Source organism: Pseudomonas sp. LF020 (assembly GCF_053456425.1).
The window spans coordinates 1-25,123 of record NZ_JBRFIX010000016.1 but is presented as its reverse complement, the minus strand read 5'-3'; the positions used below and the strand labels follow the sequence as shown (position 1 = coordinate 25,123).

20 protein-coding genes are annotated in these 25,123 nt (G+C 59.5%); 10 read left to right on the top strand and 10 right to left on the bottom strand.

Annotated features, from left to right (window positions below; all coding sequences use genetic code 11):
- Positions 1-19: 19 nt before the first annotated feature.
- Positions 20-2,167, bottom strand: a complete 2,148-nt coding sequence (gene fadB / locus ACU680_RS25925; RefSeq protein WP_007961812.1) for a fatty acid oxidation complex subunit alpha FadB — start codon at positions 2,165-2,167, stop codon at positions 20-22.
- 598 nt (positions 2,168-2,765) lie between these two features.
- Positions 2,766-3,203, bottom strand: a complete 438-nt coding sequence (locus ACU680_RS25920; RefSeq protein WP_448180912.1) for a hypothetical protein — start codon at positions 3,201-3,203, stop codon at positions 2,766-2,768.
- A 103-nt stretch (positions 3,204-3,306) separates the two neighbouring features.
- Here ACU680_RS25920 and ACU680_RS25915 point away from each other — a divergent pair, with 103 nt between their 5' ends.
- Entirely contained in the window at positions 3,307-3,744 is a 438-nt protein-coding gene (locus tag ACU680_RS25915; RefSeq protein ID WP_400764767.1) for a universal stress protein, read from the top strand.
- A gap of 181 nt (positions 3,745-3,925) precedes the next feature.
- On the opposite strand, the gene ACU680_RS25910 is transcribed toward ACU680_RS25915, so the two are convergent.
- Positions 3,926-5,848 (bottom strand): ATP-binding cassette domain-containing protein, encoded by a 1,923-nt coding sequence (locus ACU680_RS25910; RefSeq protein ID WP_400764769.1) that lies wholly within the window; start codon positions 5,846-5,848, stop codon positions 3,926-3,928.
- Between the two features lie 214 nt (positions 5,849-6,062).
- On the opposite strand from ACU680_RS25910, the gene ACU680_RS25905 reads away from it, so the two are divergent.
- Entirely contained in the window at positions 6,063-7,991 is a 1,929-nt protein-coding gene (locus ACU680_RS25905) for a transglycosylase SLT domain-containing protein (protein WP_367085203.1), read from the top strand.
- Between the two features lie 84 nt (positions 7,992-8,075).
- Here the strand turns inward: ACU680_RS25905 and ACU680_RS25900 are convergent, their stop codons facing one another.
- Positions 8,076-9,854: an ABC transporter transmembrane domain-containing protein gene (locus tag ACU680_RS25900; protein ID WP_448180911.1), complete on the bottom strand. Its 1,779-nt coding sequence runs from the start codon at positions 9,852-9,854 to the stop codon at positions 8,076-8,078.
- Between the two features lie 256 nt (positions 9,855-10,110).
- Between ACU680_RS25900 and ACU680_RS25895 the strand changes: the two genes are divergently transcribed.
- Positions 10,111-10,290, top strand: coding sequence for a PA1571 family protein (locus ACU680_RS25895; RefSeq protein ID WP_007961805.1), 180 nt, complete (start codon positions 10,111-10,113; stop codon positions 10,288-10,290).
- Positions 10,291-10,473: 183 nt separating this feature from the next.
- On the opposite strand, the gene pdxB is transcribed toward ACU680_RS25895, so the two are convergent.
- Positions 10,474-11,616: a 4-phosphoerythronate dehydrogenase PdxB gene (gene pdxB, locus ACU680_RS25890; RefSeq protein ID WP_448180910.1), complete on the bottom strand. Its 1,143-nt coding sequence runs from the start codon at positions 11,614-11,616 to the stop codon at positions 10,474-10,476.
- Positions 11,617-11,925: 309 nt separating this feature from the next.
- On the opposite strand from pdxB, the gene ACU680_RS25885 reads away from it, so the two are divergent.
- Entirely contained in the window at positions 11,926-13,335 is a 1,410-nt protein-coding gene (locus ACU680_RS25885; RefSeq protein ID WP_007961803.1) for an MATE family efflux transporter, read from the top strand.
- Positions 13,336-13,384: 49 nt separating this feature from the next.
- Here the strand turns inward: ACU680_RS25885 and tusA are convergent, their stop codons facing one another.
- Entirely contained in the window at positions 13,385-13,636 is a 252-nt protein-coding gene (gene tusA, locus ACU680_RS25880; RefSeq protein WP_448180909.1) for a sulfurtransferase TusA, read from the bottom strand.
- Positions 13,637-13,814: 178 nt separating this feature from the next.
- Entirely contained in the window at positions 13,815-14,888 is a 1,074-nt protein-coding gene (rlmM, locus tag ACU680_RS25875) for a 23S rRNA (cytidine(2498)-2'-O)-methyltransferase RlmM (RefSeq protein WP_135296253.1), read from the bottom strand.
- A gap of 218 nt (positions 14,889-15,106) precedes the next feature.
- Between rlmM and acnA the strand changes: the two genes are divergently transcribed.
- Positions 15,107-17,848: an aconitate hydratase AcnA gene (acnA, locus tag ACU680_RS25870; RefSeq protein ID WP_448180908.1), complete on the top strand. Its 2,742-nt coding sequence runs from the start codon at positions 15,107-15,109 to the stop codon at positions 17,846-17,848.
- A gap of 342 nt (positions 17,849-18,190) precedes the next feature.
- On the opposite strand, the gene ACU680_RS25865 is transcribed toward acnA, so the two are convergent.
- Together ACU680_RS25865 and ACU680_RS25860 are read right to left on the bottom strand one after the other, a co-directional pair.
- Positions 18,191-19,012 carry an aminoglycoside phosphotransferase family protein gene (locus ACU680_RS25865; protein WP_448180907.1) on the bottom strand — a complete coding sequence of 274 codons (822 nt, stop codon included), beginning with the start codon at positions 19,010-19,012 and terminating at the stop codon, positions 18,191-18,193.
- Positions 18,999-19,487: an SRPBCC family protein gene (locus ACU680_RS25860; RefSeq protein ID WP_448180906.1), complete on the bottom strand. Its 489-nt coding sequence runs from the start codon at positions 19,485-19,487 to the stop codon at positions 18,999-19,001. The genes ACU680_RS25865 and ACU680_RS25860 overlap by 14 nt, the downstream gene beginning before the upstream one ends.
- Positions 19,488-19,673: 186 nt before the next feature.
- On the opposite strand from ACU680_RS25860, the gene ACU680_RS25855 reads away from it, so the two are divergent.
- From ACU680_RS25855 to ACU680_RS25835, 5 genes are all read left to right on the top strand, one after another.
- Positions 19,674-20,594 carry an ADP-ribosylglycohydrolase family protein gene (locus ACU680_RS25855; RefSeq protein WP_448180905.1) on the top strand — a complete coding sequence of 307 codons (921 nt, stop codon included), beginning with the start codon at positions 19,674-19,676 and terminating at the stop codon, positions 20,592-20,594.
- A 58-nt stretch (positions 20,595-20,652) separates the two neighbouring features.
- Positions 20,653-21,057 carry a lysozyme inhibitor LprI family protein gene (locus tag ACU680_RS25850; protein ID WP_448180904.1) on the top strand — a complete coding sequence of 135 codons (405 nt, stop codon included), beginning with the start codon at positions 20,653-20,655 and terminating at the stop codon, positions 21,055-21,057.
- 218 nt (positions 21,058-21,275) lie between these two features.
- Complete coding sequence (locus tag ACU680_RS25845; protein WP_448180903.1) at positions 21,276-21,881, top strand: hypothetical protein; 606 nt, start codon at positions 21,276-21,278, stop codon at positions 21,879-21,881.
- Positions 21,882-21,890: 9 nt separating this feature from the next.
- Positions 21,891-22,097 carry a helix-turn-helix domain-containing protein gene (locus ACU680_RS25840; RefSeq protein ID WP_003226632.1) on the top strand — a complete coding sequence of 69 codons (207 nt, stop codon included), beginning with the start codon at positions 21,891-21,893 and terminating at the stop codon, positions 22,095-22,097.
- An 85-nt stretch (positions 22,098-22,182) separates the two neighbouring features.
- The gene (locus ACU680_RS25835) at positions 22,183-22,854 is read left to right on the top strand and encodes a hypothetical protein (RefSeq protein WP_448180902.1); all 672 of its coding nucleotides are present in this window, start codon (positions 22,183-22,185) and stop codon (positions 22,852-22,854) included.
- A 75-nt stretch (positions 22,855-22,929) separates the two neighbouring features.
- Here the strand turns inward: ACU680_RS25835 and mrdA are convergent, their stop codons facing one another.
- On the bottom strand, positions 22,930-24,822 hold the full coding sequence (gene mrdA, locus ACU680_RS25830) for a penicillin-binding protein 2 (RefSeq protein ID WP_448180901.1): 1,893 nt from the start codon (positions 24,820-24,822) through the stop codon (positions 22,930-22,932).
- Between the last annotated feature and the right edge of the window lie 301 nt (positions 24,823-25,123).

Genomic DNA, 25,123 nt, shown 5'->3' with positions numbered 1-25,123 from the left:
TCACTCTAGTTGGGGGCGCTTAACCGAAGAAGCTCTGGCCGTTTTTGGCCATTTCGCGCAGCTTCGCGGTCGGGTGGTACAGCGCGCCCAAATCAGCGTACTGGTCAGCCAGGGCAACGAACTCGGCAACACCGATCGAATCGATGTAGCGCAGCGCACCGCCACGGAATGGAGGGAAACCGATACCGTAGACCAGACCCATGTCGGCTTCGGCGGCGGTTTCAACGATGCCGTCTTCTAGGCAACGCACGGTTTCCAGGCACAGCGGGATCATCATCCAGTTGATGATGTCTTCGTCAGTGACTTCGCGCTGCTCGTAAACGATCGGCTTGAGCACTTCCAGCACCGACGGGTCGGCAACCTTCTTCTGCTTGCCTTTCTTGTCAGCCTCGTAGGCGTAGAAGCCCTTGCCGTTCTTCTGACCCAGACGCTTGGCTTCGTACAGCACGTCGATGGCCGAACGACGGTCATCCTTCATGCGATCAGGGAAACCTTCAGCCATCACGTCACGACCGTGGTGGCCGGTGTCGATACCGACCACGTCCATCAGGTACGCCGGGCCCATTGGCCAGCCGAATTTTTCCATGACCTTGTCGATGCGGACGAAGTCCACGCCGGCGCTGACCAGCTTGGCGAAACCGCCGAAGTACGGGAACAGGACGCGGTTGACCAGGAAGCCCGGGCAGTCGTTGACGACGATCGGGTTCTTGCCCATTTTCTTGGCGTAGGCAACGGTAGTGGCAATTGCCAGCTCGCTGGACTTCTCGCCACGGATCACTTCCACCAGCGGCATCATGTGCACCGGGTTGAAGAAGTGCATGCCGACGAAGTTTTCCGGACGCTTGAGGGCTTTGGCCAGCAGGCTGATGGAAATGGTCGAGGTGTTGGACGCCAGTATGGTGTCCTCTTTGACCTTGTCTTCGACTTCAGCCAGCACGGCTTGCTTGACCTTCGGGTTCTCGACCACGGCTTCTACGACCAGATCGACGTGACCGAAGTCGCCGTAGGACAGGGTCGGACGAATGCCGTTGAGCACTTCAGCCATTTTCGCGGCGGTCATGCGGCCCTTGTCAACGCGGCCAACCAGCAGTTTGGCGGCTTCGGCCAGCCCCTGCTCGATACCGTGCTCGTTGATGTCTTTCATCAGGATCGGCGTACCTTTGGAGGCCGACTGATAGGCGATACCGCCACCCATGATGCCGGCGCCCAGTACAGCAGCCTGCTTCACGTCCTTGGCGATTTCGTCGTAGGCCTTGGCCTTTTTCTTCAGCTCCTGATCGTTCAGGAACAGACCGATCAAGCTCTGCGCGGCAGAGGTCTTGGCCAGCTTGACGAAACCCGCAGCTTCGACTTCCAGCGCCTTGTCACGACCGAAGTTCGCGGCTTTCTGGATGGTCTTGATCGCTTCGACCGGCGCCGGGTAATTCGGGCCGGCTTGACCTGCCACGAAACCTTTGGCGGTTTCGAAGGCCATCATTTGTTCAATGGCGTTCAACTTGAGTTTTTCAAGTTTTGGCTGACGCTTGGCCTTGAAGTCGAACTCGCCGGAAATGGCACGCTTGATCAGCTCAAGGGCCGCTTCCTGCAGCTTCTCTGGAGCAACCACGGCGTCGACGGCGCTGACTTTCAGGGCGTCTTCAGGGCGGTTTTCCTTGCCGGCGGCAATCCACTCGATGGCGTTATCGACGCCAATCAGGCGCGGCAGACGCACGGTGCCGCCGAAGCCTGGGTAGATGCCCAGCTTGACTTCCGGCAGACCGATCTTGGCCTTGGTCGACATGACGCGGTAGTCCGCCGCCAGGCACATTTCAAGACCGCCACCCAGGGCGATGCCGTTGATCGCGGCCACGGTCGGAACGTTGAGGTCTTCGAAATCGCTGAAGATCTTGTTGGCTTCGAGATTGCCAGCAACCAGCTCGGCATCCGGCAGCTTGAAGTTGTCGACAAATTCGGTGATGTCGGCGCCGACGATGAACACGTCCTTGCCACTGCTGACGATCACGCCCTTGATCGAAGCATCTGCCTTGATGGTGTCTACGGCCTGACGCAGTTCGTTCAGGGTAAGACGGTTGAACTTGTTGACGGACTCACCCTTGAGGTCGAATTTCAATTCGACGATGCCACTTTCAAGAGCTTTAACCGTGATGGCTTTACCTTCGTAAATCATCAACTGATCTCCACGATATGGAAGCTGAACAGTACACGTCGGACGCAGGTAAACGGCTCGGCAGGACGCTTTTTCGTCGATGCTGACGCCAATCCACCCGGCACACCCGCCAACGCGATAGTCGGGATTCTGTAGGAGCAGTCTGTAAGACAAACGCTCAATTCATACGCCCGTTTGATTTGGGTACGTCACCTTCACGGAATTTCCAACAATTGTCAATCGCCCAAAATACGGGTTGAAATGCGACTTTGCGGTCATTTCCGTTGCACACAGATCCGCAACACGCAGCTGCATGCAAAGCCATTCATAGAATCAATAGTTAGAAAAGTCGCCCTAATTCCCGGCGAGCCTTGTTTAACAGGCTACGCAGGCGGAATCCCGGCGAAAAATATGAACGCTTTTGGCGAATGCCCAGCGCAAGATCAGCCCACAGCGAATTACCGGCCTGCCTGGCCAACCCGCCCGATGATGTTGTCGGGCTTTTAATTGCTTGCGAAATGCCCGCTGCAGGAGCTGCCGCAGGCTGCGATCTTTTAATCTTAAAAAACAAGATCAAAAGATCGCAGCCTGCGGCAGCTCCTACAGTGGAATTTGTAATTCAGGCGAGGGCTTTGAGAGTGGCGTCGATGTGCTGCAAGACTTCAGTTTCGCCCTTCTCGCCCCAGTACAAGGCGATCATCTGCTTGTCGGCCTCGACCTTGAACACGTTGCCCGGCAACTTTTCGAAATAATCGAGCAGCAAGCGGTCCTCGCAGACTTCCTGCCATTGATTGACCCACAGGCCCGGCGATTTTTGCCAGTAGGCCCAGCAAGCCGGCTGACTGCCACGCCGTGGCCGATGATATTGCGCGCACGGGCTGGGCGGTTCCTGAGACAGCCAGTGCGGCCACTCCTGAGGTGCCAGCTGCATGGCCAGCCCGATGCGTCGCGCCTCCATGCGCAAGGCCATACGGCCGCTCTGCACGCGCGACGGGCGCAACCATGCCAGTGGACTCAAAACCACCAGCAGGATTGACACCACCAACCAGACCGTCATATCTCTACTCCCGACTTAAGGTGAACGCATTGTGTCACTTTGGAACCAATGCGCTTGAAACCAGCCATACTTAACAATATTGAACCGTCACGAGGAGCACCTCATGCCCTACAACCATATCCTGGTCGCCGTAGACCTGACCGAAGAGTGCGACCCTGTGATCCACCGCGCCCGAGAGCTGTCGGTGAGCAATGGCGCCAAGCTGTCGCTGGTGCATATCGTCGAACCGATGGCCATGGCATTCGGCGGCGATGTGCCGATGGATCTGTCACAACTGCAACAGCAGCAGTTCGATCAGGCCAAGGAGCGCCTTGAGCGCTTGAAAGCCAAATACGCCGAACTCGAGGGCGCCAATTGCCACCTGACCTATGGTCAGCCACGTCAGGAAATCCATCATTTCGCCAAGGAAAACCAGTGCGACCTGATCGTGGTCGGCAGCCACGGCCGCCACGGTCTGGCGCTGCTGCTCGGGTCCACGGCCAACGACGTACTGCACGGCGCACCTTGCGACGTGCTGGCGGTGCACCTGATCAAACGCTGAAACACAAAACCCTGTGGGAGCGAGCTTGCTCGCGAAGGCGTCGGCACATTCAACATTGATGCTATCTGACATACCGCTTTCGCGAGCAAGCTCGCTCCCACATTGGAATCTTCACCTATATCCGCATATGAAAAGCCCGGCGCTCATCACTGAGCGCCGGGCTTTTTTGTTACCGGATCAATCAGGCATCCAGCTCGGCCCAACGCTCCACCAGTGCATCCAGCTCAGCCTGCAACTGCTCCAGCGAAGCAATCACCTTGGCAGTTTCTGCCGGCGGACGCTGATAGAAACCGGCTTCAGCCATCTCCGCCTCGACCGCAGCAATCTGCTGTTCCTTGGCATCGATGTCGCCCGGCAACGCTTCCAGTTCGCGCTGCAGTTTGTAGCTCAGCTTCTTCTTGGCTGCCGGCGCGGCAGCGGCAGGTGCGGCAGCCACGGCAGGTTCAGCGGTGACCACCGCCGAATTCAGGTCAGCCTTGCCCGACTTGCTCTCGGTCACGCCCAGCAGGCGCGGCGAGCCGCCCTGACGGATCCAGTCCTGATAGCCGCCGACGTATTCACGGACCTTGCCTTCACCTTCGAAGACCAGGGTGCTGGTGACCACGTTGTCGAGGAACGCCCGGTCGTGACTGACCATCAGCACAGTGCCGTTGAAGGTCAGCAGCACTTCTTCGAGCAGCTCGAGGGTTTCCACGTCGAGGTCGTTGGTCGGTTCGTCGAGTACCAGCAGGTTCGCCGGTTTGCTGAACAGTTTGGCCAGCAGCAAGCGCGCGCGCTCGCCACCGGACAGCGCCTTGACCGGCGTGCGCGCACGCTGCGGGCTGAACAGGAAGTCGCCGAGGTAGCTCAGGACGTGGCGGCTCTGGCCGTCGATATCGATGAAGTCGCGACCTTCGGCGACGTTGTCGATCACGGTCTTCTCCAGATCCAGCTGATGGCGCAACTGGTCGAAGTAGGCCACGTCGATCCGGGTGCCCTCTTCCACCTTGCCGCTGGTCGGCTGCAGACCGTTGAGCATCAGTTTCAGCAGGGTGGTCTTGCCGGTACCGTTGGCGCCGAGCAGGCCGATACGGTCACCGCGCTGCAGGACCATCGAGAAGTCCTTGATCAGGAACGGACCGTCCGGGTGATGGAAGCTGACATTTTCCAACACCATCACTTGCTTGCCGGACTTGTCGGCGGTTTCCAGCTGGATATTTGCCTTGCCGGTACGCTCGCGACGCTCGCTGCGCTCGACACGCAGGGCTTTCAAGGCACGCACGCGACCTTCGTTACGGGTCCGGCGGGCCTTGATGCCCTGACGGATCCACACTTCTTCCTGGGCCAGACGCTTGTCGAACAGCGCGTTGGCGGTTTCTTCAGCGGCCAGCGCGGCTTCTTTGTGCACCAGGAAGCTGGCGTAGTCGCCGTTCCAGTCGATCAGGCCGCCGCGATCCAGTTCGAGGATGCGCGTGGCGAGGTTCTGCAGGAAAGAACGGTCGTGCGTGATGAACAGCACGGCGCCCTGGAAATCCTTCAGGGCTTCTTCGAGCCAGGCAATCGCACCGATGTCCAGGTGGTTGGTCGGTTCGTCGAGCAGCAGCAGATCCGGTTCGGATACCAGCGCCTGCGCCAGCAGCACGCGACGACGCCAGCCGCCGGACAACTCGGCGAGGGTCTTGTCGGCCGGCAGTTGCAGACGGCTCAGAGTGCTGTCGACCAGGGTCTGCAAGCGCCAGCCGTCACGGGCTTCAAGGTCGTGCTGAACGTGCATCAGCTTGTCCAGATCGGCGTCGGTGACGATGTTCTGGCTCAGGTGATGGTATTCGGCGAGCAAGGCGCCAACGCCATCGAGGCCTTCGGCAACCACGTCGAATACGGTCCGCCCGTCGGCCACCGGCAATTCTTGCGGCAATTCGCCGATTTTCAGACCGGGGGCACGCCACACCGAGCCGTCATCGGGCTTCTGGTCGCCCTTGACCAGCTTCATCATGCTGGATTTGCCAGTGCCGTTGCGGCCGATGATGCACACCCGCTCACCACGGGCGATCTGCCAGGACACCTTGTCCAACAACGGCATCGCGCCGAATGCAAGGGACACATCGCTGAATTTGAGCAGGGTCATGAGCTTCTCCAAAAACCGGGCGCGCATTCTACCTGATTCAGGCCCTCAGCAGGCCGGCAATTTGTCTGCCGAAGCACTCTGCACAACATTTGTTGCGAACTTGTGCTGCGAGACCGGCAAAGCTTTCGCCCGTTGCTGGCAAAAGGCTAAGCTACAGACAATTCAGTGCTGGCCACGGCCGGTGCTTGTCATGATTTCTCTGCCCGGATGTCTCATGCGCAGTCGCCTTTTCAGTGTCTTGTCCTGTTTGCTACTTACCGCCGCTGCCGCTCAATCCGCCCAGGCGGTGGACCTTTCCACCCAACGCCAGTATTACGATGAAGCCAAGCGCGCGCTGGCCAAGGGCGATACCGGCCCGTACTTTCGTTACAGCCAGGCGCTTGCCGATTATCCGCTGGAACCGTACCTGGCTTACGACGAACTGACCGCGCGCCTGAAGACCGCGAGCAACGAGGAAATCGAGAAATTCCTCGCCGAGCACGGCGACCTGCCCCAGGCCAACTGGATGAAACTGCGCTGGTTGCGCTGGCTCGCCGACCGTGGCGACTGGGCGACCTTCACCAAATATTACGACCCGAAACTCAACTTCACCGAACTGGACTGCCTCAATGCGCAGTTCCAGATCAGTAGCGGCCACAAGGCCGAGGGCTATGCCAACGCCGACAAACTGTGGCTGACCGGCAAATCGCAGCCGGCCGCCTGTGACGGGCTGTTCGGGATCTGGGCCGCCGACGGCCAGTTGACCGAACAGAAACGCTGGGAACGCACCAAACTCGCCGCCCAGGCGCGCAACTATCCATTGGCCAACAGCCTGGTCAACGGTCTGACCACCCTCGCCCCGCGCGGTCGTCTGCTGGTGGATGTGGCGCAGAAACCCGAGCTGCTCAATCAGCCATCGCGCTTCACCCCGGCCGACGAGCCGATGTCCGACGTGGTCAGCCTCGGCCTGCGCCGCCTCGCCCGACAGGACCCGGACAAGGCCATGGCCCTGCTCGACGGGTACGCCAGCAGCATGCATTTCTCCCGTGACGAGAAAGTCGCGATTGCCCGGGAAATCGGCCTCACCCTGGCCCGGCGTTTCGACAGCCGCGCGCTGGACGTGATGACCAAATACGATCCGGAACTGCGTGACAACACCGTGTCCGAATGGCGCCTGCGTCTGCTGCTGCGCCTGGCACGCTGGGACGATGCCTATCAGCTGACTCGTCGCCTGCCACAGGATCTGGCGACCACCAACCGCTGGCGCTACTGGCAGGCCCGCAGCCTGGAACTGGCGCAACCGCAGAACCCGGAAGCGCAAAGCCTGTACAAGAACCTGGCGAAGGAACGCGATTTCTACGGTTTCCTCGCCGCCGACCGCTCGCAACTACCCTACTCGCTGATGAACAAGCCGCTGGTGCTTAGCCAGGCGACCATCAACAAGGTGCGTAACACTCCCGGCGTGCGGCGTGCGCTGGAATTTCATGCGCGCGGGCAGATCGTCGACGGTCGCCGCGAGTGGTATCACGTCAGCCGTCATTTCAATCGGGACGAAATGGTCGCCCAGGCCAAACTGGCCTACGACCTGAAATGGTATTTCCCGGCGATCCGCACCATCAGTCAGGCGCAATACTGGGACGATCTGGATATCCGCTTCCCGATGGCCCACCGCGACACTCTGGTGCGTGAGGCCAAGGTTCGTGGCCTGCATTCGAGCTGGGTGTTTGCCATCACCCGTCAGGAAAGTGCGTTCATGGACGACGCCCGCTCCGGGGTCGGTGCCAGCGGCCTGATGCAATTGATGCCCGGCACCGCCAAGGAAACCGCACGCAAGTTCAGCATTCCGCTGGCCTCGCCGCAGCAAGTGCTCGATCCGGACAAGAACATCCAGCTCGGCGCCGCCTACCTGAGCCAGGTGCACAGCCAGTTCAACGGCAACCGCGTGCTCGCGTCCGCCGCCTACAACGCCGGCCCCGGCCGTGTGCGCCAGTGGCTGCGCGGTGCCGATCACCTGAGCTTCGATGTCTGGGTGGAAAGCATCCCGTTCGACGAAACCCGCCAGTACGTGCAGAACGTGCTGTCGTACTCGGTGATCTACGGCCAGAAGCTCAACTCGCCGCAGCCGCTGGTGGATTGGCATGAGCGGTATTTCGACGACCAATGACAGGTGCTGAATACCTGAAATGAAAAATGCCCGCTTCAATCGATGCGGGCATTTTTTTGTCTTCAGCAAAGGCCTGAGGCAGTTCTACACCGCCACCGCATGCCCATCATTGAACTGCAGCGCCGCCAGTCGCGCATACAGCGGATTGCTTACGATCAGCTCCTGATGGGTACCGATTGCCACCAGACTGCCCTGATCCATCACCGCGATCCGGTCGGCGTTTTTCACCGTGGCCAAGCGATGCGCGATCACCAGTGTGGTGCGGTTTTGCATCAGGCTTGGCAGCGCTTCCTGAATCAAGTGCTCGCTCTGGGCATCGAGGGCACTGGTGGCTTCGTCCAGCAGCAGAATCGGCGCATCCACCAGCAAAGCGCGAGCGATCGCCAGGCGTTGACGCTGGCCGCCGGAAAGTCCAAGGCCGGCGTCACCCAAGTGGGTCTGATAGCCGTTGGGCATCTTCTCGATGAAGTCATGGGCGTGAGCAATTCTTGCCGCTTCCTTAACCTGTTCCAGCGTCGCGCCCGCGTTGCCGTAACGAATATTCTCTTCGACGCTGCCGAAAAACAGTGCAGGCGATTGCGAGACCAGGGCGAAATTGCGCCGCAGGTCCAGCGGGTCGAGGCTGGTCAGCGGCACACCGTCGATCAGGATCCGCCCTTCAATCGGGTCGTAGAAGCGCAACAGCAAGTCATACACCGTGGATTTACCGGCCCCGGATGGCCCGACAAGGGCCAGGGTCTCGCCAGCCCTGATGGTCAGGCTCAGGCCGTTGACGGCGTAGCTGTCCAGACGCGACGGATAGGAAAAACGTACATTCTGCAACTGCAGTTCGCCCTTGATCCGCTCAGGCAACGTCACCAGCCCGAGGGTCGGCGGCTGGATGATGTTCTGCGAACTGAGGAGTTCGGCGATGCGTTCAGCGGCACCCGCAGCACGCTGCAACTCGCCGATGACTTCGCTCAACGTGCCGATCGCACTGCCGACAATCAGGCTGTAGAAGACGAAAGCCGCCAGTTCACCACCGGTGATGCGTCCGGCAATCACGTCCATGCCGCCGACCCACAACATCACCGCAACCGCACCGAGCACCAGCACGATCACCACGGTGATCATCCACGAGCGCTGAAAGATGCGCTTGCGTGCAGTGTCGAACGCGTCCTCGACGGTCGTGGCGAAACGTCGCTCGTCCTGCACCTGATGGTTGTACGCCTGCACGGTCTTGATCTGGCCAAGCGTTTCGGAAACATAGCTGCCGATATCGGCGACCCGATCCTGACTCAACCGCGACAGATTGCGCACGCGCCGACCGAAAATCAGAATCGGCGCGACCACGAACGGCAAGGCAATCACCACGATGCTGGTGAGTTTCGGGTTGGTGATAAACAGCAGAACCACCCCGCCGATCACCATCAACAGGTTGCGCAAAAACATCGACAGTGAAGAGCCGATCACCGATTGCAGCAACGTGGTGTCGGCGGTCAACCGTGACTGGATCTCCGAACTGCGGTTGTTCTCGTAAAACCCGGGGTGCAGATAGACCAGATGGTTGAACACTTCGCGCCGGATATCCGCCACACAACGCTCGCCGATCCACGACACCCAGTAAAAACGCGCGAACGTGCCGACTGCCAGGCCCAGCACCATCAGCATGAAGATACCGATGCTCTGGTTCAGTTGGTGCGGCGATTGAGTCATGAAGCCCCGATCGACCAGCAATTTGATCCCCTGCCCCATCGACAAAGTGACGGCCGCGGTGACGATCAACGCCAGCAGCGCAGCAGCAACTTGCCAGCGATAAGGCGCCAGAAATCGGCTGGTCAGACTCAGCGCTCGACGGTGCCGGGAAGAAAGCTTCGAGATCATTCAGGTACACATCCGTGTTGATGAAAGGGCTAGCCTAAACCTTCTATGGGGCGGAACTCTGTAAATCACAATGAGTCAGGTTAAATATGCCCCCAAAGACTAGGCCATAGTTGCTATTGGTCTAATGTCCCGGTTGAGACGAGCGGTCATTTCTGTTGGACTGGAGGTGCCGCTTTTGACAGACCCAAGGGTGTTGTCACAGCCTGGTCACGTGGCGGTTTTAATCTACGTGCACAACCTGATGAGGAGACAGGCCATGTCCTTGCAACACAGCAGCGAAGACAAGATTCAAGTGATCCGCACCAAGCCCGGCCAACCTCTGGGTTGCTCGATTATTGATAAGGATGGGCGTGAAGTACCGATCACTGAAGACATGATCCAGGACGCATGCCGCGAACTGGACAAGCGATTGGTCAAGCCTGCCGAACAAAAGTGATATAGCCACCGTCTTCCTGACCCGGCCCCTTTTTGGCCGGGTTTTTTCTGCCCACAAATTGACGATTGTGGTGCAACCATCGCGGGCAAGCCCGCTCCCACAGGTCCAGTGGTCAGCTCGGATCTTGCGTAACACGGAGAACCTGTGGGAGCTGGCTTGCCAGCGATAAAGCCAATTTTATTTCTAGACAGCCACCGCCCCCAGCGCCGCCACGATCTGCTGCAACTGCGGCGAGTCGCCTTCAACCCGCACCTTCAGCCCCTCGATCTCGCGCCGCACCGGATACTGCTTGCGCAGTACATCAAACGCCGCGCGCTGTTCGGCGACATTGCCAACGAGACTGCGGCGAAAATCCGCATCATCGCGGCGCGGGTCGTACACCCCACGGCACAACATCGCCAGCGCCCAGGCCGGATCGCTGTCGGCGTGCAGGGTCACTTCTGACAGCCAGGGTGCCGGCAGCAGGTCACTGAGCTGGATGCTCGCAGGCTGACCGATAAATTCGCAATAGGCCTGATAAATCTGCGCCGTCCCGCGTTGCTTGCCATCGAGGCTGTAGCCGGCAATGTGCGGTGTGGCCAGCACGCAGAGTTCGGCAAGGGCAACATCGACCTCAGGCTCGGCTTCCCAAACATCGAGCACCGCTTGCAGGTCTTCGCGCTCCAGCAGCACTTCGCGCAACGCGGCGTTATCCACCACCGGACCACGGGCAGCGTTGATCAGCCAGGTGCCGGGTTTGAGCTGGAGCAAACGCTGCTCATCGAACAGGTGCCAGGTCGCGCCTTCCCCGGTACGGGTCAGCGGTGTGTGCAGGCTGATCACGTCGCACTGCTCGATGATTTGCTCGAGGCTGACGTAATCGCCGCCCTCGGCTGCCTGACGCGGCGGATCGCAGACTTTGACATTCCAGCCCAGGCCCTTGAGGACCTTGATCAACCGCCCGCCGACTTCACCCGCGCCGATCACGCCGTACGTACGTTGCGGCAAATCAACGCCTTCTATTTCCGCCAGGGTCATCAGGCTGCCGAGCGCGTAATCGACCACGCCCCGCGCATTGCACCCGGGGGCGCTGGACCAGGTGATGCCGGCCTCGTTGAAATAATCGAGATCGAGATGATCGGTTCCGATGGTGCAAGTGCCGACGAAACGCACCGTGCTGCCTTCGAGCAACGCGCGATTGACGTTGGTCACCGAGCGCACCAGCAACACATCGGCCTGCTCGACCGTCGCACGGTCGATGGAACGCCCCGGCACCCGGCGAATCTCGCCGAAACCGGCAAAAAAGGCATCGAGCAGCGGGATATTTTCGTCGGCAACAATCAGCATGGCGGGCTCCTTGAGGGGATCGGCAGTTTAGGTGCAGATCCACCGTTGAGCCAGCGCAGACTGCACTGTGGCGAGGGAGCTTGCTCCCGCTCGACTGCGCAGCAGGCGGAAAGTCTGCAATCGGGATTTTCCTGGTCCACCACGCCGGATGGTTTTGCGGCCGCTTCGCACCCCAGCGGGAGCAAGCTCCCTCGCCACAGTGGATGGCATTGATGATTACAAATCCGCAACAGAGGATTTTTCCTGACTGTCACGTCAGCGGCGTAGAATGCGGCGCCTTGCGCATCAACACCTGTGGACGCTTTGCCTGTGAATTCTGTTACTGATCAACCTCTCGCTGCCTCACTCACCCGCCCCGCGCGAATTCGCCTGGAGTTCAGGAACCTGCTCGCCCTGGCGTTGCCGATCATCATCGCGCAACTGGCGACCACCGCCATGGGCTTCGTCGATGCCGTGATGGCCGGCCGCGTCGGGCCGCGCGATCTGGCGGCGGTAGCGCTGGGCAACTCGATCTGGGTTCCGGTGTTTCTGCTGATGACCGGCACCCTGCTGGCCACCACGCCGAAAGTCGCCCAGCGTTTCGGCGCCGGCACCCACAGCGAGATCGGCCCGATCGTGCGTCAGGCGCTGTGGCTGGCGCTGGTGGTCGGCCTGATCGCGACATGCATGCTGGTCGCCGCCGAACCGGTACTGCACCTGATGAAGGTCGATCCCGAGCTGATCGGCCCGTGCATGCAATACCTGCACGGCATTGCCAGCGGCCTGCCGGCGGTGGCGTTCTATCACGTGCTGCGCTGCACCAGTGACGGCATCGGCCGCACCCGCCCGGCGATGGTGCTGGGTCTATGCGGTCTGGCGCTTAACATTCCGCTGAACTACATCTTCATCTATGGCCACTTCGGCGTGCCGGCCATGGGCGGCGTGGGTTGCGGTTGGGCCACGGCCATCGTGATGTGGGTCATGGCGCTGGGGCTGGCCGGTTACGAGCGCTGGGCGCCGGCCTATCGTTCGAGCGAGATCTTCAGCCGTTTCGACTGGCCACAGTGGGCGGTGATCAAGCGTCTGCTGGCAATCGGTCTGCCGATTGGCATCGCCGTTTTTGCCGAGTCGAGCATCTTCGCGGTGATCGCCTTGCTGATCGGCAGCCTCGGCGCCACCGTGGTCGCCGGGCATCAGATCGCGCTGAACGTCAGCTCGCTGGTGTTCATGATTCCGTATTCGCTGGGCATGGCGGTGACCGTACGCGTCGGCCAGGCACTGGGCCGTGAGGAGCCGCGTGAAGCACGCTTTGCTGCCGGCGTCGGCATGGGCACTGCACTGGCTTACGCCTGTATTTCGGCGAGCATGATGCTGTTGCTGCGCGAGCCGATTGCGTCGATCTATACGGCTGATCCGACGGTGATCCACATCGCGGCGATGCTGATTGTGTACTCGGCACTGTTTCAGTTCTCCGACGCGATCCAGGTCACCGCCGCCGGCGCGCTGCGCGGTTATCAGGACACCCGGGTGACGATGATCCTGACCCTGTTCGCCTACTGGGGCATCGGTCTGCCGGTGGGTTACGCCCTCGGCCTGACCGACTGGCTCGGCGAACCGCGTGGCCCGAGCGGCTTGTGGCAAGGCTTGATCGTCGGTTTGAGCTGTGCCGCGTTCATGCTGTCGATCCGCCTGACCCGCAGTGCGCGCAAGCGTATCCGGATCAGTCGTTCGGTGGGCTGATCAGCCATAAAAAAAGACCTGCACATGCAGGTCTTTTTTTTGCCCGAATTCAATTGGACTTCTTGCGGATCCAGTACAGATAAGTACCGGCCTCTTCGTGCTGGCCCACCAGTTCGTGGTCGAGAAACACGCAGAACTTGGGAATGTCGCGACGGGTCGAGGGATCGGTGGCGATCACCTTGAGCAGGCCGCCAGGCATCAGGTCGCGGATGTGCTGGTGCAGCATCATCACCGGCTCCGGGCAATTGAGGCCGGTGGCGTCGAGGGTGCCGTCGACCGGGGTATCGATCATTTCACTCATGATTCACTCCTGAAACTGGCCGGCATTGTCGCGCATTGCCGGGGGCTCAGTCATCTGTAGCGAGGGGATTTATCCCCGATGGGTCGCGAAGCGGCCCCAAAGACTGGGGATGCGCTAAATCCCATCGGGGATAAATCCCCTCACCACAGAGATCATTCCCACAGGGTTTAGTGGTGACTTAGCGGGATTTGGCTTTCTTGATGTCATGCCGACGCAGATGGCAGGTCACTTCCTCGCGGTCGTGATACAGCTGCTTGCAACCAATATCGACCTTGATCCCGCGCGCCTTGAAGCCATCGGCGATGCGTTCGAGCAAGCGCTTCACTTCGGCGTAACGCTGCTTCATCGGCAGCTTGAGGTTGACCACCGCTTCGCGGCAATGGCCCTCGCCGATCCACTCTTCCAGCATCGCCGCGTTGCGCGCGGGTTTCTCGACGATGTCGCAGACCATCCAGTCCACCGGCTGCTTGGGCTTGAAGGTGAAGCCGTCGGCCATCAAGTGTTGCACCAGCCCGGTGTCCATCAGGCTTTCAGCCATCGGGCCGTTGTCGATGGCGGTCACCAGCATGCCGCGGTTGACCAGTTGCCAGGTCCAGCCGCCCGGTGCCGCGCCGAGATCGACGCCGGTCATATCGCTGTGCAGGCGTTCGTCCCACTGGTCACGCGGGATGAAATGGTGCCAGGCCTCTTCCAGTTTCAACGTTGAACGGCTTGGCGCCTCGCGCGGAAACTTCAGACGCGGAATGCCCATCGGCCACATCGCCGAGTTGCCGGCATCGGCCATACCGAGGAACACTTCACGACCACTTTTGAAGGTCAGCAGCAGGCGCGGTTTGTTCGCGTCGTCCACCAGTTTGCCGGCGCCGGTCAGCGCCTTGCGCAGCGGGCCTTCGAATTTTTTGCAGAAGTTCGACAGCTCTTTACCGTCGTTGGTGTCGACCACTTCCAGCCACAGGCTGCCGCAGACCGGGAAGTCCGCCATGTGCTCGAGGATCACGCTGATGCGGTCGGTTTCCGGCAGATTGATGAAAACGCCCCGCGCCCATTGCCGCGGGAAAATCAGCTCGGCAAAGCGCTGACCGCGCATCAGGCGCTCGGCACCGTCTGCTTCGGTGCAGACAAACTCGGCGTACGCGGTGGCCGGTTTGGCCTTGGCGTAACCGGCCACGTTGAGTTGGGCGGCGAGGTCGGAAATCTCCGAACAGACTTCGCCTTCGAAGCCTGGCCGGCAATGCATGAATAGGGTGTTCATTCTTACTCCTGGGCAGAGGGCGGACATTCGGCCCCTGCTGCTCAAGCCTTGCGATGAAGCAAAGCCTGTCACGAAAACCGGCGCATGATAGCCGATGTCGGAACCTTGGACTTGCCCATAGAGTCCAGTTATTAGCCAGCTACTGAAAACAGGGCTACGTTGATAGCTCTGCCCGTCCCCTCAGTCCGTAGCCGTGCGGACTCAAAGGAGTGATCGTAATGCCGTCCCTCGATAGTCTGAAGACCCTTAAAACTCTACAAATCGACGATAAGACCTACCACTATTTCAGCCTGCCCGATGCCGCCAAGAGCCTTGGCAATATCGACCAGCTACCGATGTCGCTGAAAGTGCTGCTGGAAAACCTGTTGCGCTGGGAAGATGAAAAAACTGTCACCGGCGCCGACCTCAAGGCCATTGCCGCCTGGCTCAAGGAGCGCCGCTCCGACCGGGAAATCCAGTACCGCCCGGCTCGGGTATTGATGCAAGATTTTACCGGTGTCCCTGCCGTGGTCGATCTCGCTGCGATGCGCGCCGCCATGGCCAAGGCCGGCGGTGACCCGCAGCGAATCAACCCGCTGTCGCCAGTGGATCTGGTGATCGACCACTCGGTGATGGTCGACAAATTCGCCACCCCAAGCGCCTTTGAACAAAACGTCGACATCGAAATGCAGCGCAACGGCGAGCGCTACGCGTTCCTGCGCTGGGGCCAGAGTGCCTTCGACAACTTCAGCGTAGTGCCGCCGGGCACCGGGATCTGCCACCAGGTCAATCTCGAATATCTCGGGCGCACGGTATGGACCAAGGATGAGGACGGCCGCACCTACGCCTTCCCCGACACCCTGGTCGGCACCGACTCCCACACCACCATGATCAACGGCCTCGGCGTACTCGGCTGGGGCGTCGGCGGGATCGAGGCGGAAGCGGCGATGCTCGGCCAACCGGTGTCGATGCTGATTCCGGAAGTGATCGGTTTCAAACTCACCGGCAAGCTCAAGGAAGGCATCACCGCCACCGACCTGGTGCTGACAGTCACGCAGATGCTGCGCAAGAAAGGTGTGGTCGGCAAATTCGTCGAATTCTACGGCGACGGGCTAGCCGATCTGCCGCTGGCCGACCGCGCGACCATCGCCAACATGGCCCCGGAATATGGCGCGACCTGCGGCTTCTTTCCGGTCGATGACGTAACCCTCGAATACCTGCGCCTGTCCGGTCGCCCGGCCGAAGTGGTGAAACTGGTCGAGGCCTACACCAAGGCCCAGGGCCTGTGGCGCCTGCCCGGTCAGGAACCGGTGTTTACCGACAGCCTGGCGCTGGACATGGGCAGCGTCGAAGCCAGCCTGGCCGGGCCAAAGCGCCCGCAGGATCGGGTTTCGCTGCCGAACGTGGCACAGGCTTTCAGTGATTTCATGGACCTGCAATTCAAGCCCACCAGCAAGGAAGAAGGCCGTCTGGAAAGCGAGGGCGGCGGTGGCGTGGCTGTGGGTAACGCCGACCTGGTCGGCGAAACCGAGTACGAATACGAAGGCCACACCTATCGCCTGAAAAACGGTGCGGTGGTGATCGCCGCGATCACCTCCTGCACCAATACCTCAAACCCGAGCGTGATGATGGCGGCCGGTCTGCTGGCGAAGAAAGCCGTGGAGAAAGGCCTGACCCGCAAGCCATGGGTCAAGAGTTCGCTGGCGCCCGGCTCGAAAGTGGTCACCGACTACTACAAGGCGGCGGGGCTTACGCAATACCTCGATCAACTGGGCTTTTCGTTGGTCGGCTATGGCTGCACCACGTGCATCGGCAACTCCGGGCCATTGCCGGAGCCGATCGAAAAAGCCATTCAGAAAGCTGACCTCACGGTCGCCTCGGTGCTGTCCGGCAACCGCAACTTCGAAGGCCGCGTGCATCCGCTGGTCAAGACCAACTGGCTGGCCTCGCCACCGCTGGTGGTCGCCTACGCCTTGGCCGGCAGCGTGCGCACCGACATCAGCACTGAGCCACTGGGCAATGACCAACAAGGCCATCCGGTGTACCTGCGCGATATCTGGCCGAGCAGCAGGGAAATCGCCGACGCGGTGAATCAGGTCAACACTGCGATGTTCCACAAGGAATACGCCGAGGTGTTTGCCGGTGACGAACAATGGCAAGCGATCCAGGTGCCGCAGGCCGCCACCTATGTGTGGCAGGACAATTCGACCTACATCCAGCATCCACCGTTCTTCGACGACATTTCCGGCCCGTTGCCAGTGATCACCGACGTCAAGGGTGCGCGGGTTCTGGCGCTGTTGGGCGATTCGGTAACCACTGACCACATCTCCCCCGCCGGCAACATCAAGGCTGACAGCCCGGCCGGGCGCTATCTGCGCGAAAAAGGCGTGGAGCCGCGGGACTTCAACTCCTATGGCTCACGGCGTGGCAACCACGAAGTGATGATGCGCGGCACATTCGCCAACATCCGCATTCGTAACGAGATGCTCGGCGGCGAAGAAGGTGGCAACACAATCTACATCCCGAGCGGCGAGAAAATGCCGATTTACGATGCCGCCATGCTGTACCAGGCCTCGGGCACGCCGCTGGTGGTGATCGCCGGTCAGGAATACGGCACCGGCTCCAGCCGTGACTGGGCGGCCAAAGGCACCAACCTGCTGGGCGTCAAAGCGGTGATCGCCGAAAGCTTCGAGCGTATTCACCGTTCCAACCTGGTAGGCATGGGCGTGTTGCCGCTGCAGTTCAAGCTCGATCAGAACCGCAAGAGCCTGAACCTCACCGGCAAGGAAACCCTGGATATTCAGGGCCTGACCGGTGTCGAGCTGACGCCGCGCATGAACCTGACGCTGGTGATCACCCGTGAAGACGGGCGCCAGGAAAAAATCGAGGTGCTGTGCCGCATCGATACGTTGAATGAGGTGGAGTACTTCAAGTCCGGCGGGATTCTGCATTACGTCCTGCGCCAACTGATTGCTTCCTGAAAACACGTTTCCCTGTAGGAGCTGCCGCAGGCTGCGATCTTTTGATTTTGGCTTTCATGAAGCAAGATCAAAAGATCGCAGCCTGCGGCAGCTCCTACAGGGTGGTGCACTTTTCTACAGGCGAAAAAAAACCCGCCGAAGCGGGTTTTTCCCAAGACCATTATCGACTCCCTGTCGGCAGCGATCCTTGCTATGGTCGATCATCCGTGATCCTGAAACACTCCCTGTGTCTCAGTTGATGGGTGTAGATTACGCCGTGGATCCAATCGGCAATAGTCGAAAAAGCTAGCACCGCGTGTAAGACATTCGCTATACCAGCCCTTCCGAAAACCCTTAGCCCTCTCAGTTATCCAGCAGGCAAGCGGCGATTTGCGCGACCTGCAGCTGTTCGGCAGCCTGTTGCTGCGCATCGTCCTCCAGGAACCAGGCGGCCGACAATCCGGCAAACGCCAACACCCATTGCAGCAAGCGTCGGCGATCAAGCCCGGACGCCTCGACGATCACCTCGACCTGCCGGCGCAATCGCTGTGAATCGCCAGCCGTCGGCAAGTCCGGGTTGCAGATCAGGTTGGCGTAGTCATAACCGCGCTCGCCGCGTACTCGTTTGGGATCAATAGCGAGCCAGCCGTGCGCAGCGAAATCGAGAACATTGTCGTGGTGCATGTCACCGTGCAGCACCACCACGTCCTGCGGATCTGCGAGCAAGGCTTCAGCCGTTTGCAGGCTCAAGGCATAGGTCCCACCATGTTCGGCCGCGGCCACGCGCAGCGAGACGAACCACGGTGCCAGCTCCACCAGCGGCGGTGGCGGCGTCGGGCGCGGCGCATGCAAGCGCGCTAGTGTCGTGCACATGATCTGCGTGGCTTCGTCGTCTTCACCGTTGAGCGCCATGTGCATCAAAGAACGCCGGCCCATGGCCCGTTCCAGCAACAAACCTTCCTCGTGATGGGCAAGCACCCGCGCTGCGCCCTCACCGTCCCACCAAGTCATCAGTCGATTGCCGAATTGCTCGTCGGTATCCAGCGCAACCTTGAGCATGGCCGGCGTGTCGCCAAAACGCACCGGCAACAGGCGGCTGCCGGGGGTGATGATCGGCTCACCGTCCGGCACCAGCGCCCAGCGTTGCAACCAGGATTCGAAGATTGCGCAGTCAGTCACCGTCACGCTCGCGGGTCTTGGCGCTTTCGGCGAGAAACTGTTCAAGTCGACTCAGCTGTTCCTCCCAGCCACGGCTGTCCATGTAATACGCCTCCTTCTGCCGCACGTCGGGAATGTGCGCGAAGCCGGACTCGGACACTTTGAGCAAAGTGCCGCCCTCGTAATCCTGCAGTTCGAACTTGACCAGCGTCGTTGGCTCCTGGGAATAATCGATCGTCGGATTGACCGCGTACGGGTGCCAGCGAAACGAAAACAATTGCTGCGGTTCGACCCGCTCGACCAGCACGTTCCACAACACGTGTTCATAACCGGGATAGGTGACCTGCCCCTGCGTCCATTTTCCGGCGATGAATCGCCTGCCCTCCAGCGCCACACCAAACCACTGGCCAAACGCCTCGGCATCGACCAATGCGCGCCAGACATAAGAACGCGGCGCCTTCAGCGTGATTTTGCGTTCGAAACTATTGGGTACCGGTTTCATAAGTCACCTCCTGTTCTGAACAGTAGGCTTGTATGACCACATGTCCAACCTGAAGTTGTATCAAAGCCGTTCGCCTGCGCAGCACCAGGGAAACATTCGGCGGCATTTCCGATCGTTGAATCGAGCGCCCTCATCCGATGAACCTGTTACCTTTTCCTGCGAAATGGACACGGACAAGGACGAAGCATGCAGCCATCTCTCTCCGAACGTTATCGCGGCGCCCTGCTCGGCCTCGCCTGTGGTGATGCTGTGGGCACCACGGTGGAGTTCAAGCCACGGGGCTCATTCCAGCCACTGACCGACATGGTCGGTGGCGGTCCCTTCCGCTTGAAGCCAGGGCAATGGACGGATGACACCTCGATGGCGCTGTGCCTGGCGGAAAGTCTGCTGAGCAAAAACAGATTTGATGCGGCAGACCAGATGGGGCGCTATCTCAACTGGTGGAAATGGGGCTATCTCAGTTCCACAGGTGAGTGTTTCGATATCGGCATGACGGTCAGCCAGGCGCTGTCGCAGTATCAGCAAACCGGCCAGCCCTTCGCGGGGTCCACCGACGCGTTCACCGCCGGCAACGGCTCGCTGATGCGTCTGGCACCCGTGGTGCTGTTTTACTTCCCTGATGCCCGTCAGATCCACCAGTTCGCCAGCGACAGTTCGCGGACAACCCACGCAGCGCCCGAGGCCATCGAATGCTGTCAGTTGCTTGCCGAGGTGATCAACAAAGCCTTGCTTGGCGCGTCCAAGTCAGAATTGCGCAAACTGTCAGACTCAACCTTCGTTCAAGCAAAAGTCGCAGCCATCGCCCGGGGTGATTACCTCACAAAGTCGGCGGACGAAATCCGTGGTAGCGGCTACTGCGTCGAGACTCTGGAAGCGGCGCTGTGGTGCTTTCATCACACCGACAGTCTCGCCGCAGCGATTCTGCAAGCCGCCAATCTGGGCGATGACGCCGACACCACGGCCGCTATCGTTGGACAAGTAGCCGGCGCCTATTACGGCGTTCGAGCGATTCCTGCCCATTGGCTGGAAATGCTCCATGACGGCGAGGAGATTGCAGCCACTGCAGATCGCCTGCTCGAAGCCTCCCGCCTACGGGTGCCTGATTAGAAGCCCCGGAGCCGCTAAACTGCGCTGTACTTTTCATCCGACACTGTGAGATTACCCTATGTCCCCACGCCTGCTTCTGGCCCTGACACCTTTTCTGTTCACTCCCGTCGTCGACGCGGCCGTCGACTGCGCCAATGCCAGCGATCAGGCCACCATGAACCAGTGTGCCGGGGAGGAATTCAAGGCAGCGGACAAGGAATTGAACGCGGTGTATCAACAGATCACCGGTCGTTTGAAGGACAACCCTGACAGCAAGAAGCTGCTAATGGGTGCGCAGCGAGCATGGATCGGGTTTCGCGATGCCGAGTGCAAGTTTTCGGCATCCGGGGTCGAAGGCGGAAGTGTTTATCCGTTGATCTACAGCAATTGCCTGACCGGTGTGACCAAGGTGCGGGTCGAGGCGCTGAAGCAATATTTGAAGTGCCAGGAGGGTGACATGAGTTGCCCGGTACCCGGGGCCTGATTTTGTAGTGGTTTCGGTCTTGCCGATAGTTTGTTGATTTCACACTTGGAGCACCTTCGGCGCGCTCGCCAGCAAGCCGACTCCCCGCACCATTACGAGTAATTGCTCGGAACCGCAGCATAGGAAGATGCCGCAGCAAGCGAATCAAAATTAATTATTGTAATCAGATAATTTTTAATCGAGAATTCGCTACCAAATTGCAACAACCAGGAATTTTCATGAGTACTCACATCAACGGATTGGCGCCGCAGCGCATGCATTGGATCGGGCTGCTGGCAGCAATTCTCGTCTGGGTTCTGGGTGTGACGGAGGTCGGCGGCAACGCGACGGTCTGGTTCTTCAAAAAGGATGAAATGCTGGCGGGCCTGCTCTATGCCTTTGCAGAAGGCTCGCCGCAACTGCTCGACCCGTTTGTCGAAGGCGCGCTGCTTGATCCCGACACCTGGCTGTCGTCAATGGTCACTGCGCTGATCGTTTTTCTGGATTTTCTGCCCGTTGTCCTGTCGGCTTACGCGTTATGGCTGACCGGGTTGTTTTTCTTGCGCTTGTCACGCGGCGAAACCTGGACCGATCGCAATATCGGCGTCCTGTGGCGAGTGGGGATGCTGTGCATCGTTTCTCCGGCGGCTTACCCGCTGGTAGAGACTTTGCAAGGTCTGGCTTTATCGATCGATCTGCCGCCGGGGGATCGCATTTTTCAGTTCTCGATCGGCCTGTCTTCCTCTTCTGCCTACGAGATAATCAAAGGCGTATTGCTCTGTTCGTTTTCAATTATCATGCGCGATGCAAAAGTACTCAGCGATGAGCAAAGTCAATACATATAGAACAACATAATGACCATTATCGTCCGCCTTGACGTTGTCATGGCCACGCAAAAAATTCGCTCGAAAGAGTTGGCCGCCCTGCTCGGGATCACCGAAGCCAATCTGTCATTGCTGAAAAACGGCAAAGTCAAAGGTGTAAAGATGGCGACTCTGGATAAGCTCTGCGCTGCGCTCGATTGCCAACCGGGCGATCTGCTGGAATACCAGAAAGACTGAGACTTCCCCCCTGACGGCGAGTTGTTTATCGCAAGTCCCAATCGTTTAACTCTTATTCAATCCTTAGTTTCAAGGCGGCTTTGTCATGTCCCGTTATTTGTTATGCGCGCTGTTATTGCTGACAGCATCACTCAGCGGCTGCGCCACACAATTTGACGTAGCGCTCAATGCAATACCTGATCCGGACTATCAGTTCGACCGAAAGGCAACCGTGCTGGTGACCTCGACCAACGGCGCCGATGAGAACGCACTGAATGCCCGCTATTATCTTCGCGACATGGTCAACGCACTGAAAGACAGAGGCTTTCAGGAGGTTTATACCGACGCCAGCCTGCCCAGGAATCACGCGCCGATCAAAATGACCATCAGTCTCGATATCGGCAGCCGGCAAGTGTCTTATCGCTATACCGCCACCGACTATGGGCAAGTTCCAACCAGCACTACCACCGTGTGCAAAAACGCCAAGAAGAAAGATGACCGACTGACCTGCACCAGTAAGCCCAATACAACCTATGGCCCGGTGGGGACTTCAGAGCGGATCGGCTACACCACCCTGAGTACTTTCATTGCCACCGCCCGGGATGAGGCGAGTAAACGCACGGTGTATCTGTTGCGGGCATCGTCTTATAACGAGGACTGTCAGGCCGCCAAAGTCGAAGCGTTTCTGGTCGAGCAAGGCCTGCAGAACCTGAACTTCCAGGACCGCCTGCAACGCAACTACAGCGTCACGATGCCCGAGGGTTACAGCTGCAAATAGTCGGTTGCCCAAACATCTGTCTCGACAGCTTCACAGCGCAGCCAGCGTGAGCCGGTGCTGTGAAGCTGACTCGGGTTAGACGTGGGGATCACCCGGCGGCTTGGCCGGCGCCGCGTATTGCGGCTTGAGGTGGCCGTCCTGGTCCAGCAACCAGGCGTCCATGATCTGCCGCACCACAGGGCCGGCCACTCGACCACCGGCCTCACCGTTTTCGATCATCACCGAGATGGCGATCTTCGGATGCTCTGCCGGAGCGAAGCCGACAAACAAGGCATTGTCGCGATGCCGTTCCAGGGTTTTCTCGCGGTTGTAGCGCTCACCCTGCTTGATCGCGACCACTTGCGCAGTACCGCTCTTGCCGGCAATGCGGTACTGCGCACCGGCCGCTGCGGCGCGCGCGATACCCCGGGCGTCGTGCATCACCATCTGCATGCCGTGGTTGACCTGATCCCAGTCACGCGGGTTCTTCAGCAGGATGTTCGGCATCGGATGCTCGTCGACCGGCGCCACGCCATCGACCGTCTTCGCCAGGTGCGGACGATTCCATACGCCCTTGTTGGCGATCAGTGCGGTGGCCTGAGCCAGTTGTAGCGGCGTAACCTGCATGTAGCCCTGCCCAATGCCGAGGATCACCGTTTCCCCTGGGAACCAGGCCTGACGGCGCGTGGCGCGTTTCCAGGCTTGAGATGGCATCAAACCGGGCGACTCTTCGAACATATCCAGCGAGACCTTTTCGCCGAGGCCGAACATCGCCATGTAATCGTGCAGGCGATCGATGCCGAGCTTGTGTGCCAGGTCGTAGAAGTAGGTGTCGTTGGAGCGCATGATTGCCGCGTCCATGTCCACCCAGCCATCGCCACTGTGGTTCCAGTTGCGGTACTTGTGATCGAAATCCGGGAGTTGGTAGTAGCCTGGGTCAAAGACGCGGGTCTGCGGCGTCACGACACCGGTATCGAGGCCGGCAATCGCCACTTCTGGCTTGATGGTCGAGCCCGGCGCATACAGGCCGCGCAGCACACGGTTGAACAGCGGCCGGTCGATGGAATCGCGTAGCGCCGAGTATTCCTTGGAGCTGATGCCAGTGACGAACAGGTTCGGGTCGAAACTCGGATTGCTGACCATGGCCAACACTTCGCCGGTGGACGGGTCGAGAGCCACCACCGAGCCACGACGGTCGCCCAGTGCGGCTTCCGCAGCCTCCTGCAGTTTGACGTCGAGACTTAGAACGATGTTTTTGCCAGGCACCGGATCGGTGTGCTTGAGCACCCGTAATACTCGGCCCTGAGCGTTGGTCTCAACTTCTTCATAGCCAACATGACCGTGCAGTTGCGCTTCGTAGAAGCGTTCGATACCGGTTTTACCGATGGACTGCGTGCCACGGTACTCCACTGAATCAAGGGTCTTGGACTCTTTTTCGTTGATCCGGCCAACATAGCCGATCGAATGCGCGAAGTGCGTACCCAGCGGGTAGTGACGAACGAATTGTGGCTCCACATCCAGGCCCGGCAAACGGAATTCGTTGACCGCTAAAACGGCGATCTGTTCTTCGGTCAGTTCATAGAACAGCGTCACTGGAGTAAATGGATGACGAGACTGCTTCATGGCCTTGTCGAAAACCGTGCGATCTTCGACGGGCAAATGCAGCAGATTGATCACCTCGTCCAGCTCCTGATTGACATCAGTGGCGCGTTCACGAGTGATGATCAGATTGTAACTGGGACGGTTATCGGCGAGCAGCACGCCATTGCGGTCATAAATCAGGCCTCTTGTCGGCGGGATCGGCAAGACGTGGACGCGGTTATTTTCAGAAATGGTCGAGTGGTAGTCGTATTCAACTACTTGCAGGATGTACAGACGTACCACCAGCGCGCAGCTGATAGCAAAGACGAACAGAGCACAGGCGATCAACCGCTTGTTGACCAGGCGCGTCTCTTTTTCGTGATCCTTGATCGGGATGGGTTCAGGCATTTCTACAGCAACTCTTTGGCATAATTTGAGTGCCGATCCGTGGGCATGACATCAGTCCGTTAAAAACGAGCTGCACCATACCAAAAACCGAGTGGTCACTTCAGAAGGATTTTCCCCAATGGCAGTCCCTGCGACGGTTGGAACTCTCGTGTCGTCTGATTCTGACGAGAGAAGCACTTTCCTGCGGGCAAAACAAAACCCCAACTGCTTTCGCAATTGGGGTTTCGGAATTTAATCTTGACGATGACCTACTCTCACATGGGGAAACCCCACACTACCATCGGCGATGCATCGTTTCACT